The following is a 16,333-nucleotide window of genomic DNA, read 5'->3' on the forward strand; positions in this document are numbered from 1 at the left end:
CTTTCCGGGCGTGACAATCAGCACGCCGGCGGCGGGGAACCGCTACGGGCCCGCACCTGGGAGCCCATGAGATCTGACCCGCAGGGGATGCGAAAGGTTGTGCGAAGGGGCGAAGTGCCGTCGCCAGGGAGGCCCGGACCGCACCTGCGAAATCTCTATACACTCGGCGTATACACCTGGTGTAGAGTGCCGCGCATGTCAATCGGTCACACTCTCCTCGGCCTCCTGGAAGGCGGCCCGCGCCACGGCTACGACCTCAAGCGGGCGTTCGACGAGCGCTTCGGCCACGACCGCCCGCTGCACTACGGGCAGGTCTACTCGACCATGTCCCGCCTGCTGAAGAACGGTCTCGTGGAGGTCGACGGGATCGAGCACGGCGGCGGACCGGAGCGCAAGCGCTATGCCATCACCGACGCCGGGATCACCGATGTCGACCAGTGGCTGCGGCAGCCGGAGAAGCCCGAGCCGTACCTGACGTCCACCCTGTACACCAAGGTCGTGCTGGCCCTGCTGACCGGCCGCGACGCCGCCGACCTGCTCGACGTGCAGCGCGCCACCCATCTGCGGCTGATGCGCGACCTGACCCAGCGCAAGCGCGCCGGCGACCTCGCCGACCAGCTGATATGCGATCACGCCCTCTTCCATCTGGAGGCGGACCTGCGCTGGCTGGAGCTGACCACCGCGCGTCTGGACAAGCTCGCCGAGGCGGTGCGCTCATGAACCCCTCCGGCTCCCTCCTCGCCGCCCAGGGACTGCGCAAGTCCTACGGCCCCACCCCCGCCCTCGACGGCGCGGACTTCTCCATCCACGCCGGCGAGGTCGTCGCGGTGATGGGCCCCTCCGGCTCCGGGAAGTCCACCCTGCTGCACTGCCTCGCCGGGATCGTCCGCCCCGACGCGGGCAGCATCCACTACGGCGCGCGCGAGCTGACCGCGATGTCCGACGCCCAGCGCAGCGCACTGCGTCGCGGCGAGTTCGGCTTCGTCTTCCAGTTCGGCCAGCTCGTCCCCGAGCTGACCTGCCTGGAGAACGTCGCGCTCCCGCTGCGGCTGCACGGCACCAAGCGCAAGGAGGCCGAGGCCCGGGCCGCCCAGTGGCTGGAGCGGCTGGAGGTGACGGGCGTGGCGGCCAAGCGGCCCGGCGAGGTCTCCGGCGGCCAGGGGCAGCGGGTCGCCGTGGCCCGCGCGCTGGTCACCGGTCCGCGGGTGATCTTCGCCGACGAGCCCACCGGCGCGCTGGACTCGCTCAACGGCGAGCGCGTGATGCAGCTGCTGACCGAGGCGGCCCGGGACACCAACGCCGCCGTGGTGCTGGTCACCCATGAGGCCCGGGTCGCCGCGTACTCCGACCGCGAGGTCGTCGTGCGGGACGGCACGGCGCGGGACATGGCGGGCGTGGGATGAGCGGCACCAGGACAGCCCCGGCCGAGGCCGGCGACAGCACCACCCCGGCTCCGGCGGAGCCGCGCGGCCGCGTCGGCCTGGCCCGCTGGGCGGCGGACCTGGCCACGGGCGGCCGGTTCGCGGTGACCGGCGGCCGGGAGGGCTGGACGAGGACCCTGCTGACGGCGCTGGGCGTGGGCCTCGGCGTCGCCCTGCTGCTGATCGCCGCCTCGGCGCCGAACGTGATCAGCTCCCAGAGCGAACGCGGCGACGCGCGGATCCCCTTCTCCGTGGAGGGCAACGAAAAGCCCGGCCGCGACACCCTGCTGACCCGCGCCGTCTACACCGATTACCACGGCCAGACGATCCAGGGGACGCGGGTCATCCCCGAAGGGGAGCGGCCTCCGCTGCCGCCTGGGGTCAAGGAACTGCCCGGCCCCGGCGAGATGGTGGTCTCCCCCGCGCTGCGGGAGCTGCTGGACTCCGGTGACGGGAAGCTGCTGCGCGAGCGGCTGGCGGACCGCATCATCGGCACCATCGGCGACAGCGGTCTGCGCGGCCCGAAGGAGCTGTGGTTCTACGCCGGCGCCCCGCGCGCCGAGGCCAAGGCCGAGGCCGACGTCTTCTCCCGCATCGAGCGCTGGGGCATGGACGTCCCCTCCGCGAAGCTCAGCCCGAGCCAGATCCTGCTGATCATCGTCGGCTGTGTGGTGCTGCTGCTGCCGGTGGCCGTCTTCATCGCCACCGCCGCCCGGTTCGGCGGCGAGCGCCGGGACCGCCGGCTCGCCGCCCTGCGGCTGGTCGGCGCCGACAGCCATATGACGCGGCGGATCGCCGCCGGCGAGGCGCTGTGCGGCGCGCTGCTCGGGCTCGCGGTCGGCGGGGCGCTGTTCCTCGGGGTTCGCGAGCTGGTGGGCGAGGTGTCGCTGTGGGACACCAGCGTCTTCCCCTCCGACATCCAGCCCTCGGCACCGCTCGCCGCCCTGATCCTGCTCGCCGTCCCGGCCTCCGCCGTGATCGTCACCCTCTTCGCCCTGCGCGGCATCGTCATCGAGCCGCTCGGTGTCGTACGCAACACCCGCCCCCGGCGCCGCCGGCTGTGGTGGCGGCTGGCGCTTCCCGCCCTGGGCCTGGCCCTGCTGCTGCCTCTGCTGAACCAGTTCGACGGGGCCGGGGAGCGCGAGTCGTACCAGGTCGCGGCGGGCGCCGTGCTGGTGCTCATCGGCACCACCGCGCTGCTGCCCTGGGTGGTCGAAGCGGCCGTGGAGCGCTTCCACGGCGGCCCGCTGCCCTGGCAGCTCGCCACCCGCAGGCTCCAGCTCAGCAGCGGTACGGCGGCGCGCGCGGTGAGCGGCATCACCGTCGCGGTGGCCGGTGCCATCGCCCTGCAGATGCTGTTCTCCAGCGTCGAGGCGGAGAACACCAAGGACACCGGGGTGGACACCACGCGCGTCCAGTTCCAGTCGGGCGTCCCGGTGCGGGACGGGGAGCAGGCCCGGCAGGTCGCCACCACCTTCCGCGAGACGCCCGGGGTGACCGAGAGCCTCACCATGGTCTCGGCCCTCGCCGCCGCCCCGAAGGCGTCGGCGGGCGACGAACGCCCCGTGGAGCAGGTGACTCTCGCCGACTGCGCCACCCTCCGCAAGACCACCCGGGTCCGCTCCTGCCGGGACGGCGACGTCTTCGTCACCGAGCCGCCGGACTACGTGGAGCCCGACACGTACCGCCAGGTCGTCGCCCCCGGCCGGCAGGTGCGCCTGGTCTCCGGCTACTCCTCGCCAGGCGAGGGCAGGCTGTGGACCATCCCGCGGACCGCCCGCGTGGTGCCGGTCGGGTCGGACCCGACGGGCATGGAACGCGAGGGGATCCTGGTCACCCCGGGCGCCCTGAAGGTCTCCGAGCTGAACAAGCCCACGGCGATCACGATGCTCGCGCTCCGCGAGGGCGACCGGGACGCGGTGGAGCGCGCGCGCAACACCGAGGCGCGGTTCTCCCCCGGCCTGGGCGGCTACCTGCTCTCCGGCACGGAGGAGACCCGCCGGTTCGCCACGATCCGGCGCGGTCTGCTCATCGGAGCCACCGCGACGCTGCTGCTGATCGGCGCGAGCATGATCGTCTCCACCCTGGAGCAGCTGCGTGAGCGCAGGCGGCTGCTGTCGGTCCTGGTGGCCTTCGGTACCCGCCGCTCCACCCTCAGCTGGTCGGTGCTGTGGCAGACGGCCGTGCCGGTGGTGCTGGGCCTGGCGGTGTCGGTGGCGGGCGGGCTCACCCTGGGCGCGATCCTGCTCCGGCTGATCGGAGAGCCGGTCGCCGTGGACTGGTGGAACCTGGCCACCATGACCGGTGTCGGGGCGAGCGTGATCGTGCTGGTGACGCTGGCCAGTCTGCCGCCGCTGTGGCGGATGATGCGACCGGACGGGCTGCGGTCCGAGTGATGTGCCGTTGTCCTCAAGCTCCCCCAGCTACCGCTGGGAGGTGCCCCCAGGACGGGCTGGGTTTCCAGCCCGTCCGGCGCTTGAGGACTGGGGGTCCCCCCGGACGGAGTCTGGGGGAGGGTCCGGGGCGGAGCCCCGGCTAGCAGGCGAAGCGCACCGGCAAGGGCTTGAGCGCACCGCGCAGCGCGGCCGCGAACGCCTCGAACTCCTCCGCGCGGGCGGCGCCCGCCCGCATCGCCAGGCCGATCCGGCGGGAGGGTGCCGGGTGGCTGAAGTAGCCGGTGACGAGGTCGGCGCTGCGGCCGGTCTCCACCGGCACCGCGGTGCGCGGCAGCAGGGTGACGCCGAGCCCGCCGGCGACCAGCTGGACGAGGGTGGAGAGCCCGGCCGCGCTGGTGGTGCCGTGCGGCGCGCCCTCGGTGCGGCCCACCTCCCGGCAGATGTCCAGCGCCTGGTCGCGCAGGCAGTGCCCCTCGTCCAGCAGCAGCAGGTCCAGCGACTTCAGCGCCTCCCGCGGTATGTCGCCGCGGCCGCCCAGCCAGTGCCCCTTGGGCATGACCAGCACGAAGTCCTCGTCGAAGAGGGGGAGTTCGGCGACGCCGGGAGCGCCGAGGGGCACCGCGAGGAGCAGCAGGTCGAGCCGTCCCTGGGCGAGCCCCTCCAGCAGCGAGCCGGTCTGCTCCTCGTGCACCTGGAGGTCCAGGTCGGGGTAGCGGTCGTGGACCAGTCGCAGCACGGTGGGCAGTAGATAGGGGGCGACGGTGGGGATCACGCCGAGCCGCAGTATCCCGGTGAACGGCGCGCGCGCCGCCTCCGCCTCCTCCATGAGATCGCCGACCGCGTCGAGTACCGCGCGGGCGCGCACCGCCAGCCGCTCCCCCGCCGCGCTGAGCAGCACCTTGCGCGTCGTACGCTCCAGCAGCTGCACTCCCAGTGCTTCCTCCAGCGCGGAGACGGCACCGGAGAGGGCGGGCTGGCTCATGCCGATGGCCGCCGCGGCATCGCGGAAGTGCAGATGCTCGGCGACCGCCGCAAAGGCTCGCAACTGGGACAGACTGGGCTGTCGCGGCTTTCCCGCGGCTCCCCCGGCTCCAAGATTCTGGGCCACTGATAACCACCTCCAATCAACAGCACCAAGTCTAGCTATTTCACTGATCAATGCCTCCTGTGGCAGGGTGGTCCACGTCCAACCCACTGGAAAGTCCCGCATTTGGGGATCTTCCGCCCTGCAATCTGCTAGGAGAGCGCGTGCTCACTGTCGGTGACCACTTCCCCGAGTACGACCTGACCGCTTGTGTGTCGCTGGAAAGCGGCAAGGAGTTCGAGCAGATCAACCACAAGAGCTACGAGGGCAAGTGGCGCGTGGTGTTCTTCTGGCCGAAGGACTTCACCTTCGTCTGCCCGACCGAGATCGCCGCCTTCGGCAAGCTGAACGACGAGTTCGCCGACCGCGACGCCCAGATCCTCGGTGTCTCCGGTGACTCGGAGTTCGTGCACCACGCCTGGCGCAAGGACCACGACGACCTGCGCGACCTGCCCTTCCCGATGCTGGCCGACGCCAAGCACGAGCTGATGCGGGCCTGCGGTGTCGAGGGCGAGGACGGCTACGCCCAGCGCGCCGTCTTCATCGTGGACCCGAACAACGAGATCCAGTTCGCCATGGTGACCGCCGGTTCCGTGGGCCGTAACCCCAAGGAGGTCCTGCGGGTCCTCGACGCCCTGCAGACCGACGAGCTGTGCCCGTGCAACTGGTCCAAGGGCGAGGACACCCTCGACCCGGTCAAGCTCCTGGCCGGTGAGTGAGCATGGCCCTCGATGAGCTGAAGGCCGCCGTACCGGATTACGCCAAGGACCTGAAGCTGAACCTGGGTTCGGTCATCGGCAACTCCGACCTCCCCCAGCAGCAGCTGTGGGGCACGGTGCTGGCCTGCGCCATCGCCACCCGCTCGCCGCGGGTGCTGCGCGAGCTGGAGCCGGAGGCCAAGGCGAACCTGAAGCCCGAGGCGTACACCGCGGCCAAGTCGGCCGCCGCCATCATGGCGATGAACAACGTCTACTACCGGACCCGGCACCTGCTGTCGGACCCGGAGTACGGCAACCTGCGCGCGGGCCTGCGGATGAACGTCATCGGCAACCCGGGCGTGGAGAAGGTCGACTTCGAGCTCTGGTCGCTCGCGGTCTCCGCGATCAACGGCTGCGGCCTGTGCCTGGACTCGCACGAGCAGGTGCTGCGCAAGGCCGGTGTGGACCGCGAGACGATCCAGGAAGCGTTCAAGATCGCCGCGGTGCTGCAGGCGGTCGGCGCGACCCTCGACGCCGAGGCCGTGCTGGCCGAGTAGTCGCCGGTCGTCTCCCGGAACCGGGACGGACGACCAAGGGCCCCGCGAGGCAGTGTCCTCGCGGGGCCCTTTCGGTATCTCCGGCGCCGCCGGCCGTCGTCAGCCCTGCGGCGCGGACGGTGGCGGGGACTGGGGCTGCTGCGCCTCGGCTGATCCCGGTACCGGCACCGGGGCCACCTCGATCGCGGTCGCGCCATGGGGGCCCGCCGCCGCGCGCAGCGCCATCTCCTTGTTGTACGCACGCAGATAGCCGACGACCGTGTTGGCCACCGCGACCAGCGGGACCGCCACCACCGCGCCGCCGATGCCGCCGACCAGGGAGCCGGCGGCGACCGAGAGGACCACCGCGAGCGGGTGCACCCGGACCGCGCGGCCCAGGATGAAGGGCTGCAGGATGTGCCCCTCGAGCTGCTGCACCGCCAGCACCACGATGAGCACCATGGTCGCGGTGAACACGCCCTGCGTCACCAGCGCGATGACCACCGCCAGCGCGCCGGAGACCACCGCGCCGACCAGCGGGATGAAGGCGAAGAGGAAGATGAAGACGGCCAGCGGCACCGCCATCGGGACATCGAGGAAGTAGATGCCGATACCGATGCAGATCGCGTCGATCAGAGCCACTATCACCGTGCCGCGCACATAGGCGGTGAGGGTGGCCCAGGCGCGCGGGCCGGCTCCGGCGACGCCCTCCCGGGCGGGGGCGGGGACGAGCTTGAGGAACCAGTCCCAGATCTTCGGGCCGTCGTAGAGCAGGAAGAGGGTGCTGAACATCGCCAGCAGAATGCCGGTCAGCACCTCCACGACGACGCTGACCCCTTCCAGGCCCGCGGTGGTGATCGCCTCGGTGTTGTTCCCGACGGCCTCGCGCAGGTTCTTCGCGATGTCCTCGATCTGCTTGTCGGTCACATGGAACGGGCCCTTGATCAGCCAGTCGCGCAGATCGTCGATGGCCTGCTGGACCTGTTCGGACACGTCGTCGACGTTCTCCATGACCTGCCACACCACGAACCAGCAGACCAGGCCCATGACCACGAAGCCCGAGATGAAGACGAGGGCGGTGGCCAGACCCCGGGAGACGCCCCGGCGGCGGAGCCGGGAGACGGTGGGTTCCAGCAGCGCGGTGATCAGCAGGGCGACGGTGAACGAGAGCACCACCAGCTCCACGGCGCTGATGACGCGCATCAGCACCCACACCGTGCCGGCCAGTATCAGCAGCCGCCAGCCGACCTCGGCCGCGACGCGGACGCCGTACGGCACGGCGGTGACCGGGTCCGTCTTGGCGGCGACAGCCGGGGCATAGGTGGGCGGGACCGGGACCTGGGCGGGCTCGCTCCGGGCCTGCGGGACCGCGCCGGCCTCGGTAGCCGCGCCGGCCTGCGTGGCCGCGGACCGGCTGCCCGGGCTCGCGGTCTCGGTGCGCGCGGTGTGGGAGCCCGCAGTCTCCGCCGTTGCGGCGCCCGTTCTCGTGGCGCCCCCGGTCGTTGCGTCCCCGGACGCCGCGCGCGGCCGGTGCGAGCTGTCGCCGTCCGGCTTCTCGCCGCCCGGCCGGTCGGCGTCCGTGCGGCCGGTGTCCGAGCCCAACTCGTTCCGCTTGGCGTCGAGCCGCACAGACAGCCGCGTCAGGCCGGCACCCAACATGCCGACCCACTGTGGCAATCTGGACATTTCTCTTCCCTACCCCCACTCCCCCGTGGCTTTCGGGAAGACGTTACCGGAGACGCGCTCAGCCCCCGACCGGTTCGGTCGGGGGCTGAGCGAAGTCGATAGGCGCGGCACCGGGCGTTCACCGGCGCCTGGCATGCCTAGTACCAGCTGTTGGCCTGCCAGAACGACCAGGCGCCGCACGGGCTGCCGTAGCGCTCGTTCATGTAGTTCAGGCCCCACTTGATCTGGGTGGCCGGGTTGGTCTGCCAGTCGGCGCCGGCGGACGACATCTTGGAGCCCGGCAGCGCCTGGACCAGGCCGTACGCACCGGAGGAGGCGTTCGTCGCCCGGTAGTTCCAGCCACTCTCGTGGTCCACTATGTTGCTGAAGCACTGGAACTGGTCACCGGGGACCATCTGCCGGGCCATGGCCTGGACCTCGGAGATGCTGTAGCTCGCCTGCGGCGTGAAGCTGTCGGCGTCACGCGTCGCGGAGCGGCTCGCGGCCAGCTCCTTCTTCTTCCGCTCGGCCTCGGCCTTGCGCTCGGCCTCGGCCTTCTCGGCGGCGGCCTTCTTCGCCTTGGCGTCCTTCGCGGCCTGCTTGCGCGCGGACTCCTCGGCGGCCTTCTTCGCCTCCGCGTCCGCGGCGGTGGACTGAATGTCCGCCTGCTGCGTCAGGACAGCGGACTGCACCTGGGCCTGCTGGCCGGCGGGTATCTCCGCGAGCAGGGTCGCGTCGGCAGCGGTGGCCTCGGCGGGCTCGGGCGAGCTCTGCTGCTCGCTGCCCGCGGCGACACCCACGACGGCGCCGACTGTGGTGACCGCGGTGGCGGATGCCACTGCGAATCCCCGGACCGAAATCCGGCTCACACGGTTTCCTTCCAGCGTCGCCCGCTTCGGTGACCTCGCGGACGCAATCGTGCCCCTGGCACTGGCCTCCATGTTCCGGCCCCCGATGGTGTGCCGGGGAACGGATGGTCACGGGAGGCACGGACCCGGTGGGCCCTCCCGGAGGAGGTCCGCATGGTGCTCGGGCGGCATACGACGACGCGGTGTTCAGTTGTCGAGCCGACCAGGAGGCGGCTCTTGCAGCTCTTTCCCTGCTTCCCCGGAGGGCCCGGGGGCACCGCCAGGGGTACTGGTGGTGCTGGTGTGTCGTATGCGGGGCCTGACAGGACCCACACCCTGCCGGATCGGGATGCCCGGAGGCAATTCTCCGTTGCGTGTGAAAGCTCACATCCCGTTTACGCCTGCGGGTTTTCAGAAAGCCCGGCGCAGCAAGACGCCGCACGGCTAAGCTCATTGGCTTTCCGTGCGGCGCCTTATCGGGTGTTATCGGCTCAGATGTGGGCGTCTTCGAGCATTTCGGTCACCAGGGCCGCGATCGGTGAACGCTCCGAGCGGGTGAGGGTGACGTGCGCGAAGAGCGGATGGCCCTTCAGCTTCTCGACCACGGCCACCACTCCGTCGTACCGGCCGACGCGGAGGTTGTCGCGCTGGGCCACGTCATGGGTCAGCACCACCCGCGAGTTGGCGCCGATCCGGGACAGAACGGTCAGCAGGACGTTGCGTTCCAACGACTGGGCCTCGTCGACGATCACGAAGGCGTCGTGCAGCGAGCGCCCCCGGATGTGGGTCAGCGGCAGCACCTCCAGCATGCCGCGCCCCACGACCTCCTCGATCACGTCCGAGGTGGTCACCGCCGAGAGGGTGTCGAAGACCGCCTGAGCCCACGGGCTCATCTTCTCCGCCTCGGTGCCCGGCAGATAGCCCAGTTCCTGCCCGCCCACCGCGTACAGCGGGCGGAAGATCATCACCTTGCGGTGCTGCCGGCGCTCCAGCACGGCCTCCAGCCCGGCGCAGAGCGCCAGCGCCGACTTGCCCGTGCCGGCCCGGCCGCCCATCGAGACGATCCCGACCTCCGGGTCGAGCAGCAGGTCAAGCGCGATGCGCTGCTCCGCGCTGCGCCCGTGGATGCCGAACGCCTCCCGGTCGCCGCGCACCAGCCGCACCCGGCCGTCGGGAGTGACCCGGCCCAGTGCCTTCCCGCGCTGGGACTGGAGCACCAGCCCGGTGTGCACCGGGAGTCCGTCAGCCTCGGGGATGTCGGTCACCTCGGCGGCGAACAACTCGTCGACCTGCTCGGCGGTGACGGCCAGCTCGGTCATGCCCGTCCAGCCGGAGTCGGTGATGGCCAGCTCCGCGCGGTACTCCTCGGCGAGCAGCCCCACCGAGGACGCCTTGATGCGCAGCGGCAGGTCCTTGGAGACGACGGTGACGTCGTACCCCTCGGCCTGCAGGTTTCTGGCCACCGCGAGGATCCGCGAGTCGTTGTCGCCCGGCCGGCCGCCGTGGTTGAGGAAGGCGGCGGGCAGGACACCCGGGTCGGAGTGGTTGAGCTCGACACGGAGGGTGCCGCCCAGGTCGCCGATCGGCAGCGGAGCGTCGAGGCGGCCGTAGCGGACGCGGTACTCGTCCAGCAAGCGCAGGGCCTGCCGGGCGAAGTAACCCAGCTCCGGGTGGTGCCTCTTGGCCTCCAGCTCCGTGACCACCACGACCGGCAGCACGACTTCGTGCTCGTCGAAGCGGGCCATGGCCATCGGGTCGGCCAGCAGGACGCTGGTGTCGAGAACATAGGTGCGCCGGTCGTGCCGGCGGCGCTTTGTGCTGGTCACCACGGGTGGACGAACCCCCTCGGGAGAGGTTGGGGTGCGACGGCGTCGCGGGAATGGGGTCTTCCCCGCCACAGGCAGGGGAGGGACCGGGTCCTGGCCCGTCGAGGGCCGGACGCCGGCCCTCCGCTTCGGCGAACGATCCGCACAGTCGTCCGTGTGCAAAGGGCCTCCCGGACGGGCGGCCCCCTGCCGCCCGCTTGTTTCACCGGACGCCCGCGGGCGGGCGGCCGCTGGTAGGGATATTCCCCCGGACTCGCACACACATGCCTTGGCATATGCGGCGCGTGGATGAAATCCAGGTTCCCGTGGTGTGCCGGGTGGCGCGTGGTGGCGCGCGGCCCCAGGTCCGCTCCCGGACCGCGCCTCGCCGACGGGCATCGGGCCTGGTGGAGCTCGTCGGGCCGGTTGCGCTGGGGGGCCCGGGGGCTGGTCGCGCTGGGGCCGGGGGGCTAGTTGCCGTACCGGCGGTGGCGGGCCGCGTAGTCGCGCAGCGCCCGCAGGAAGTCGACCTTGCGGAACGCGGGCCAGAAGACCTCGCAGAAGTAGTACTCGGAGTGCGCGCTCTGCCAGAGCATGAACCCGGAGAGCCGCTGCTCACCGCTGGTCCGGATGACCAGGTCGGGGTCGGGCTGGCCGCGTGTGTAGAGGTGCTCGGCGATCATGTCGATGTCCACGACCTCGGCCAGCTCCTCGAAGGAGGTGCCCTTGTCGGCGTGGTCCAGCAGCAGCGACCGGACCGCGTCCGCGATCTCCTGCCGCCCGCCGTACCCCACGGCGACGTTGACGAGTATGCCCTCGATGTGGCCGGTGGCCTGCTCGGCTTCCTTCAGCACCGTCTGGGTGCGCGCGGGCAGCAGGTCCATGGTGCCGACGTGGTGCACGCGCCAGCGGCCGTCCGCCGCCAGGTTCCGCACAGTGTCCTCGATGATGCCCAGCAGCGGAGTGAGCTGCTCCTCGGGCCGGTTGAGGTTGTCCGTGGAGAGCATCCAGAGCGTGACGACCTCGACGTCCGTCTCGGCGCACCAGCCCAGCAGGTCATGGATCTTGTTGGCGCCGGCCTGGTGCCCCTGCTCCAGGGTCCGTCCGTCCGCGCGCGCCCACCGCCGGTTTCCGTCGAGGATGACGCCGATGTGCTTGGGCACCTGGGCGTGGTCGAGGCGGCCTTCCACCCGGCGCGCGTAGAGCCCGTACACCAGGTCGCGCAACTTCACGTCTTCCAGCCCCTCCGTGCCTCGCGGTGGCGGTCCGCCCCAAGGGCGACACCCTACTGCGGGCGCGGGGGCGGTGGCTAACCTGCGGTACGCCGCTCACGGTATAGCGTCCTGGGGGAACAGCGACTCGAACAGGACTCCGCCGTGAACGATTCCACTTCCCCTTATCAGGCCGCCGCGACCCGCTACGACGCCATGGAATACCGGCGCAGCGGCCGCAGCGGTCTGAAGCTGCCCGCGGTCTCGCTCGGCCTGTGGCACAACTTCGGCGACGACCGCACTCTGAGCTCGCAGCGCGCCATCCTGCGCCGCGCCTTCGACCTCGGGGTGACCCACTTCGACCTGGCCAACAACTACGGCCCGCCGCCCGGTTCGGCGGAGCTGAACTTCGGCAAGATCTTCGCGCAGGATTTCCGCCTGTACCGGGACGAAATGATCCTGTCGACCAAGGCCGGCTATCTGATGCACCCCGGCCCCTACGGCGAGTGGGGCTCCCGTAAGTACCTGCTGTCCTCGCTGGACGCCTCGCTGAAGCGGATGGGCGTGGACTACGTGGACATCTTCTACTCCCACCGCTTCGACGCGAACACCCCGCTGGAGGAGACGATGGGCGCCCTGGCGTCCGCCGTCCAGCAGGGCAAGGCGCTGTACGTCGGCGTCTCCTCGTACAAGGCAAGCCAGACCCGGGAGGCGGCGCGGCTGCTGCGGGAGATGGGCGTCCCGGCGCTGATCCACCAGCCCTCCTACTCCATGATCAACCGCTGGATCGAGGACGACTCGCTGCTGGACACGCTCCAGGCGCAGGGCATGGGCTGCATCGCGTTCGCGCCGCTCGCCCAGGGGCTGCTGACCGACAAGTACCTCGACGGCGTCCCGGAGGGTTCGCGGGCCTCGCTGGGCAAGTCGCTGGACCCGGGGCTGCTGACCGAGGAGACCGTACGGCGGCTGCGCGGGCTGGACGCGATCGCGCGGCGCCGCGGCCAGTCCCTGGCCCAGCTGGCGCTCACCTGGGTACTGCGCGACGAGCGGATGACCTCCGCGCTGATCGGGGCGTCGAGCGTGGCCCAGCTGGAGGCCAATGTGGCGGCGCTCGGCGCGGCTCCGCTGACCGACGAGGAACTGGCCGAGATCGACTCCCTCGCGCGGACGACCGAGGGCGTGAACATCTGGGCCGCGCGGAGCTGAGGGGGCTCCAGAGCGCCCCGGGGAGGCCCGGGAAAGAAAGCGGGCCGGTCCGTGGGGGGGGGATACGGACCGGCCCGAGGGGGGGCTTCCACCATAACCCTTCGTAAGTGGTGCTCAAACTCCGACAGGAGGAACGACGGTGTCTCCCGCCTCCTTGTCAAGGCCGCCCGGGGGTTTTCTCAGCTCCCCAGAGCGCCCAGGATCACACCCGCTCCGGCCCCGATGATCATGAAGGGGCCGAAGGCCAGGGCGGTTTTCCGGCCCGCGCGCCGGGTCAGCATCAGGCCGACTCCGTAGAGCGCGCCCAGCACCAGACCTGCGAAACCGCCGAGGAACAGCACCGGCCAGCCGTACCACCCCAGGGCGACACCCAGGGTCGGCGCCAGCTTGACGTCGCCGAAGCCCATGCCGTTCGGACTGATCAGGAACATCAGGAGATAGAAGGCGCCGAGCACCACGCCGCCCAGCAGCGCCCGGGTCCAGGAGCCCGCGCTGTGCGGCAGCAGCGCGGCCACTCCCAGTAGCGCCGCGGTTCCGCCGGCCATCGGCAGGGTCAGCACGTCCGGCAGCCGGTTCACCGCCCGGTCGACACCGGCGAGCAGCAGCGCGAGCGGCGTCAGCAGCAGCCAGACGACGAGTTCCGGCCGCGCCCCGACGGCCGCCGCGAGCCCGCCGCACACGATCGCGGTCACCGCCGCGGCGACCGGCCCGCTCACCGAGTAGCTCCGCCTCTCCCTCGGGCAGGAGCGGCAGCGGGCGGGCCCCAGCCAGCCCCCGGCAGCCCCGGTGAGCGGATGTCCCTGCGGGCAGTCGGCCCGCCACGACTGCTCGGGCGGGACCGCGAGCCGGTGGAGGGGACGGGGTATCAGGAGCCCGGCGGCGGCTCCGTACCCGGCGGCGGTGACGATCAGCAGGGGATGCACGGCCCTGAGCCTACGGAAGCGGCGGAACGGTGGAACACTCACCGGTACGTTCGGTACGCCGGTACGTCCGGTGGGCCGGTACGTCCGGCAGGGCATCGAGGCGGGGGACACGGACGGAGGCGTGAGGCATGGGCGGCGGCGCGGCGAGGCCGACTCCGGAGCGATGGCCCGTGGCGGGCCGGCCGGCGGACGGGTGGGCGTTCCTCGTCACCCCCGGCGGCGTCCGCGTCCCGGTGGAGATCGCCGCCTCCTACCGGGCCCGCACCCGCGGACTGCTGGGCCGTGACCGGCTCGACGGTGCCCTCCTGCTCACCCCGGCCAGTGGGGTGCACACCGTCCGGATGCGCTTCGCCATCGACGTCGCCTACCTCGACCGCCGGCTGACCGTCCTGGCCGTGCGGACCATGCGCCCCGGCCGGCTCGGGCGGCCCAGGCCGCGGGCGCGTCACGTCGTGGAGGCGGAGGCGGGCGCGATGGAGAGCTGGGGTGTGCGCCCGGGCGTGCGCCTCACCATCGAGGAGATCGAGCAGATCCGATAGGTCGGGGCAGGGCGGGCGGATCCGGCAGGCCGGGCGACCTTAAGGCGTGTCCCAGAGGTCTCCGCGGGCGAAGCTGACCTCCACCCGACGGTTCTTCCGGCGGCCCTCCTCGCTGGCGTTGTCCGCGATCGGGTACTGCTCGCCGTAGCCGCGGATCTCGTAGCCGATGGTGGAGTCGAGATGCCGGGCGAGGGCCTGCTGGACGGCGTTGGCGCGCTGCTTGGAGAGCTTGTCGCCGTGGGCGGAGGGGCCCAGGCTGTCGGTGAAGCCGAAGACCCGGACGGTGGTGGCGTGCTGGGCCTCGATCTCCGCGGCGATCGTCGCGATGCGCGAGGTGGCCTCGCGGCCGAGCCGGGCGCTGTCCTTGCCGAAGAGCACCTCGGCCTGGAGGGCGAACTTCACCTTCTTGTTGGTGTCCTCGCGGCGTTCCTCCCCGTCGTCGGTCTCGACCACGGACTTGATGTCGAGGACCCGGCCGGGGGCGAGTTCCGCGCCCTCGGCCATCATCAGGTCCGGGTCGTCGGGGTCGATCCTCACCGGCGGCGTGGTGTCCGCGGGCGCCCCGGGGCCCTCGTCGGCCTGGCCGGGCGCCGGGAGGGCGAGCACTAACGCGGTGGCGGCGACGGCGGCGGCCACGGCTGTCCGGTGGCGGGCGCGGATCCTCGTCATGACCGGCTCACCCGGAGATCTCGATGCTGACCGGCGGCATCGTGGGGAGTTGGAAGTCGACCTCGGTGACGTCGGCCGGCGGCGCGGGGAACTGCGCGAAGACCGGGCGGCTCTCGCCCGCTTTGATGCCCACCAGTCCGGTCGTGCACAGGCACTCGCCATCGGTGTCCCGGAGGATCAGATAGCGCTTCTTGCCCGCCCGGTCGACGAGCGAGGCGCCGGACAGCGAGGACTGGGAGTGCAGCTCGGTCTCCTTGGAGCGCCAGGCGAACGCGTTGTACGACTTGCTGCCGTTGTTGGTCACCGTGCCCTTGACCGTGACGAATCCGCCGTCGTCCCGCACCGCCGAGGTGAGGCTCACCACGACACCGTCCGGGCCCTTCGCCTCGCCGATGACGGCCGTCGGCTCGGTGGCCGGTCTGCCGTCCGGCTGCTTCCCCGGGGCCGACGACGTCTCACGCGACACCTCGCCCGTCTTCCCTTCCCCGCCACCGTCTCCCCCGCCGCCGTCCCCGCCACAGCCTGACAGTGTGAGCGTGAGGGCCGCCGCGAACACCGCCGCGGCCGCACCCCTCCGGCGCTTCGTCGTACGCCGCATCCTCATCAGTGGCAGTCCTTTGCTCATGGCTCCCGCGTCACTCGGCGAGACGCACGGAGAACAGTTCATTCGCTTCGGGGAAGAGATCGGGGTGCGCGGGGTCGATGGCCAGCGTGTGGCCGTCGCAGTCGAGCCCGAGGGGCGGCTTGCTGTCCTTCTCCTTCTTGTCCTTGTCCTTCTTGTCCTTCTGTCCGTGTCCGTGTCCGTCGTGGGACGGCGACGGGGAGGGGTCGGGGTCGGGAAGGGGATCCGCCGGGTCGTGGACACAGCGGGGTTCCACGACCGCCTTGGCCGTCGCCCTGGCGTGCCGGCGCTCCGTCCCGGGGATGACCGACCTGCCGACGGTGTGCCGGGTCGTCACGGTCACGGTGAAGGAGGTGGGCAGGTAGCCGGGTTCGCAGCCGGCGCCGGCGAGGTCCGCGTCGTTCCTCCCGGCGAACCAGGCCGCGTCCTCGCAGGCGTCGCCGATCGCGAGGCCCCTCCCGTCCAGCAGGTCCTCCCAGTCACCGCCCTCGGCGACCGCGGTGAGCAGCGCGCCGCGCAGCTGGTCGCGGTAGTTCTGTGCGGCGGCGAGGGCGGCGGCGTCGGCGGCGGTCTGACCGTCGTTGCGGGTGGCTCCGGCCCGTCCCACGGCGAAGAAGGCGAGAGCGAGGAAGAGGAGCCCGGCCACGGCGGTGAGATACAGGGGGAAAGCCTGGCCCGCGTCGCCCCGGTGACGAGCGGTCATCCGGTCG

General features: G+C 71.6%; 16 protein-coding genes. 7 read left to right on the forward strand and 9 right to left on the reverse strand.

The genetic code is table 11. From position 1 onward, the window contains the following. Positions 1–195: 195 nt before the first annotated feature. The 3 genes from AC4BDD_RS10030 to AC4BDD_RS10040 are packed head-to-tail and all read left to right on the forward strand — an operon-like array spanning position 196 to position 3,817. Positions 196–720 carry a PadR family transcriptional regulator gene (locus tag AC4BDD_RS10030; RefSeq protein WP_490690643.1) on the forward strand — a complete coding sequence of 175 codons (525 nt, stop codon included), beginning with the start codon at positions 196–198 and terminating at the stop codon, positions 718–720. Continuing rightward, positions 717–1,403 (forward strand): ABC transporter ATP-binding protein, encoded by a 687-nt coding sequence (locus AC4BDD_RS10035; RefSeq protein ID WP_490690644.1) that lies wholly within the window; start codon positions 717–719, stop codon positions 1,401–1,403. The genes AC4BDD_RS10030 and AC4BDD_RS10035 overlap by 4 nt, the downstream gene beginning before the upstream one ends. Further along, positions 1,400–3,817: an FtsX-like permease family protein gene (locus tag AC4BDD_RS10040; protein ID WP_490690645.1), complete on the forward strand. Its 2,418-nt coding sequence runs from the start codon at positions 1,400–1,402 to the stop codon at positions 3,815–3,817. The genes AC4BDD_RS10035 and AC4BDD_RS10040 overlap by 4 nt, the downstream gene beginning before the upstream one ends. A gap of 139 nt (positions 3,818–3,956) precedes the next feature. Here the strand turns inward: AC4BDD_RS10040 and AC4BDD_RS10045 are convergent, their stop codons facing one another. Further along, entirely contained in the window at positions 3,957–4,862 is a 906-nt protein-coding gene (locus AC4BDD_RS10045) for a hydrogen peroxide-inducible genes activator (protein WP_490690646.1), read from the reverse strand. Positions 4,863–5,065: 203 nt separating this feature from the next. On the opposite strand from AC4BDD_RS10045, the gene AC4BDD_RS10050 reads away from it, so the two are divergent. Together AC4BDD_RS10050 and AC4BDD_RS10055 are read left to right on the forward strand one after the other, a co-directional pair. Further along, positions 5,066–5,620, forward strand: coding sequence for a peroxiredoxin (locus AC4BDD_RS10050; RefSeq protein WP_490690647.1), 555 nt, complete (start codon positions 5,066–5,068; stop codon positions 5,618–5,620). Between the two features lie 2 nt (positions 5,621–5,622). Next, the gene (locus tag AC4BDD_RS10055) at positions 5,623–6,156 is read left to right on the forward strand and encodes an alkyl hydroperoxide reductase (protein ID WP_490690648.1); all 534 of its coding nucleotides are present in this window, start codon (positions 5,623–5,625) and stop codon (positions 6,154–6,156) included. A 99-nt stretch (positions 6,157–6,255) separates the two neighbouring features. On the opposite strand, the gene AC4BDD_RS10060 is transcribed toward AC4BDD_RS10055, so the two are convergent. The 4 genes from AC4BDD_RS10060 to AC4BDD_RS10075 form a co-directional block, all read right to left on the reverse strand. Next, positions 6,256–7,821: an AI-2E family transporter gene (locus AC4BDD_RS10060; protein ID WP_490690649.1), complete on the reverse strand. Its 1,566-nt coding sequence runs from the start codon at positions 7,819–7,821 to the stop codon at positions 6,256–6,258. A 137-nt stretch (positions 7,822–7,958) separates the two neighbouring features. Beyond that, complete coding sequence (locus AC4BDD_RS10065) at positions 7,959–8,669, reverse strand: aggregation-promoting factor C-terminal-like domain-containing protein (RefSeq protein WP_490690650.1); 711 nt, start codon at positions 8,667–8,669, stop codon at positions 7,959–7,961. Positions 8,670–9,139: 470 nt separating this feature from the next. Next, positions 9,140–10,477, reverse strand: a complete 1,338-nt coding sequence (gene phoH2 / locus AC4BDD_RS10070) for an RNA 5'-3' helicase PhoH2 (protein WP_490690651.1) — start codon at positions 10,475–10,477, stop codon at positions 9,140–9,142. Between the two features lie 446 nt (positions 10,478–10,923). Further along, positions 10,924–11,685 (reverse strand): isoprenyl transferase, encoded by a 762-nt coding sequence (locus tag AC4BDD_RS10075; RefSeq protein WP_490690652.1) that lies wholly within the window; start codon positions 11,683–11,685, stop codon positions 10,924–10,926. A 195-nt stretch (positions 11,686–11,880) separates the two neighbouring features. On the opposite strand from AC4BDD_RS10075, the gene mgrA reads away from it, so the two are divergent. Beyond that, positions 11,881–12,870: an L-glyceraldehyde 3-phosphate reductase gene (gene mgrA, locus AC4BDD_RS10080; RefSeq protein ID WP_490691727.1), complete on the forward strand. Its 990-nt coding sequence runs from the start codon at positions 11,881–11,883 to the stop codon at positions 12,868–12,870. Between the two features lie 179 nt (positions 12,871–13,049). Here mgrA and AC4BDD_RS10085 read toward each other — a convergent pair whose 3' ends face one another. Next, a complete protein-coding gene (locus AC4BDD_RS10085; protein ID WP_490690653.1) occupies positions 13,050–13,793 on the reverse strand; it encodes a prepilin peptidase in 744 nt (247 codons plus the stop codon). A gap of 128 nt (positions 13,794–13,921) precedes the next feature. On the opposite strand from AC4BDD_RS10085, the gene AC4BDD_RS10090 reads away from it, so the two are divergent. Continuing rightward, on the forward strand, positions 13,922–14,332 hold the full coding sequence (locus tag AC4BDD_RS10090) for a DUF192 domain-containing protein (RefSeq protein WP_490690654.1): 411 nt from the start codon (positions 13,922–13,924) through the stop codon (positions 14,330–14,332). A 39-nt stretch (positions 14,333–14,371) separates the two neighbouring features. Here AC4BDD_RS10090 and AC4BDD_RS10095 read toward each other — a convergent pair whose 3' ends face one another. From AC4BDD_RS10095 to AC4BDD_RS10105, 3 genes are all read right to left on the reverse strand, one after another. Further along, positions 14,372–15,001 carry an OmpA family protein gene (locus tag AC4BDD_RS10095; RefSeq protein WP_490690655.1) on the reverse strand — a complete coding sequence of 210 codons (630 nt, stop codon included), beginning with the start codon at positions 14,999–15,001 and terminating at the stop codon, positions 14,372–14,374. A gap of 7 nt (positions 15,002–15,008) precedes the next feature. Further along, the gene (locus AC4BDD_RS10100; RefSeq protein ID WP_490690656.1) at positions 15,009–15,467 is read right to left on the reverse strand and encodes a hypothetical protein; all 459 of its coding nucleotides are present in this window, start codon (positions 15,465–15,467) and stop codon (positions 15,009–15,011) included. Between the two features lie 169 nt (positions 15,468–15,636). Then, entirely contained in the window at positions 15,637–16,326 is a 690-nt protein-coding gene (locus AC4BDD_RS10105; RefSeq protein WP_490690657.1) for a pilus assembly protein TadG-related protein, read from the reverse strand. Between the last annotated feature and the right edge of the window lie 7 nt (positions 16,327–16,333).

It is taken from the genome of Streptomyces sp. JLBT605 (assembly GCF_058215555.1).

Bases quoted from the DNA above. Each gene is read 5' to 3' on its own strand.
- AC4BDD_RS10055 (WP_490690648.1), top strand. From the start codon at position 5,623: ATGGCCCTCGATGAGCTGAAGGCCGCCGTACCGGATTACGCCAAGGAC.
- AC4BDD_RS10095 (WP_490690655.1), bottom strand. From the start codon at position 15,001: ATGACGAGGATCCGCGCCCGCCACCGGACAGCCGTGGCCGCCGCCGTC.
- mgrA (WP_490691727.1), top strand. From the start codon at position 11,881: ATGGAATACCGGCGCAGCGGCCGCAGCGGTCTGAAGCTGCCCGCGGTC.
- AC4BDD_RS10105 (WP_490690657.1), bottom strand. From the start codon at position 16,326: ATGACCGCTCGTCACCGGGGCGACGCGGGCCAGGCTTTCCCCCTGTAT.
- AC4BDD_RS10090 (WP_490690654.1), top strand. From the start codon at position 13,922: ATGGGCGGCGGCGCGGCGAGGCCGACTCCGGAGCGATGGCCCGTGGCG.
- AC4BDD_RS10060 (WP_490690649.1), bottom strand. From the start codon at position 7,821: ATGTCCAGATTGCCACAGTGGGTCGGCATGTTGGGTGCCGGCCTGACG.
- AC4BDD_RS10035 (WP_490690644.1), top strand. From the start codon at position 717: ATGAACCCCTCCGGCTCCCTCCTCGCCGCCCAGGGACTGCGCAAGTCC.
- AC4BDD_RS10040 (WP_490690645.1), top strand. From the start codon at position 1,400: ATGAGCGGCACCAGGACAGCCCCGGCCGAGGCCGGCGACAGCACCACC.
- AC4BDD_RS10030 (WP_490690643.1), top strand. From the start codon at position 196: ATGTCAATCGGTCACACTCTCCTCGGCCTCCTGGAAGGCGGCCCGCGC.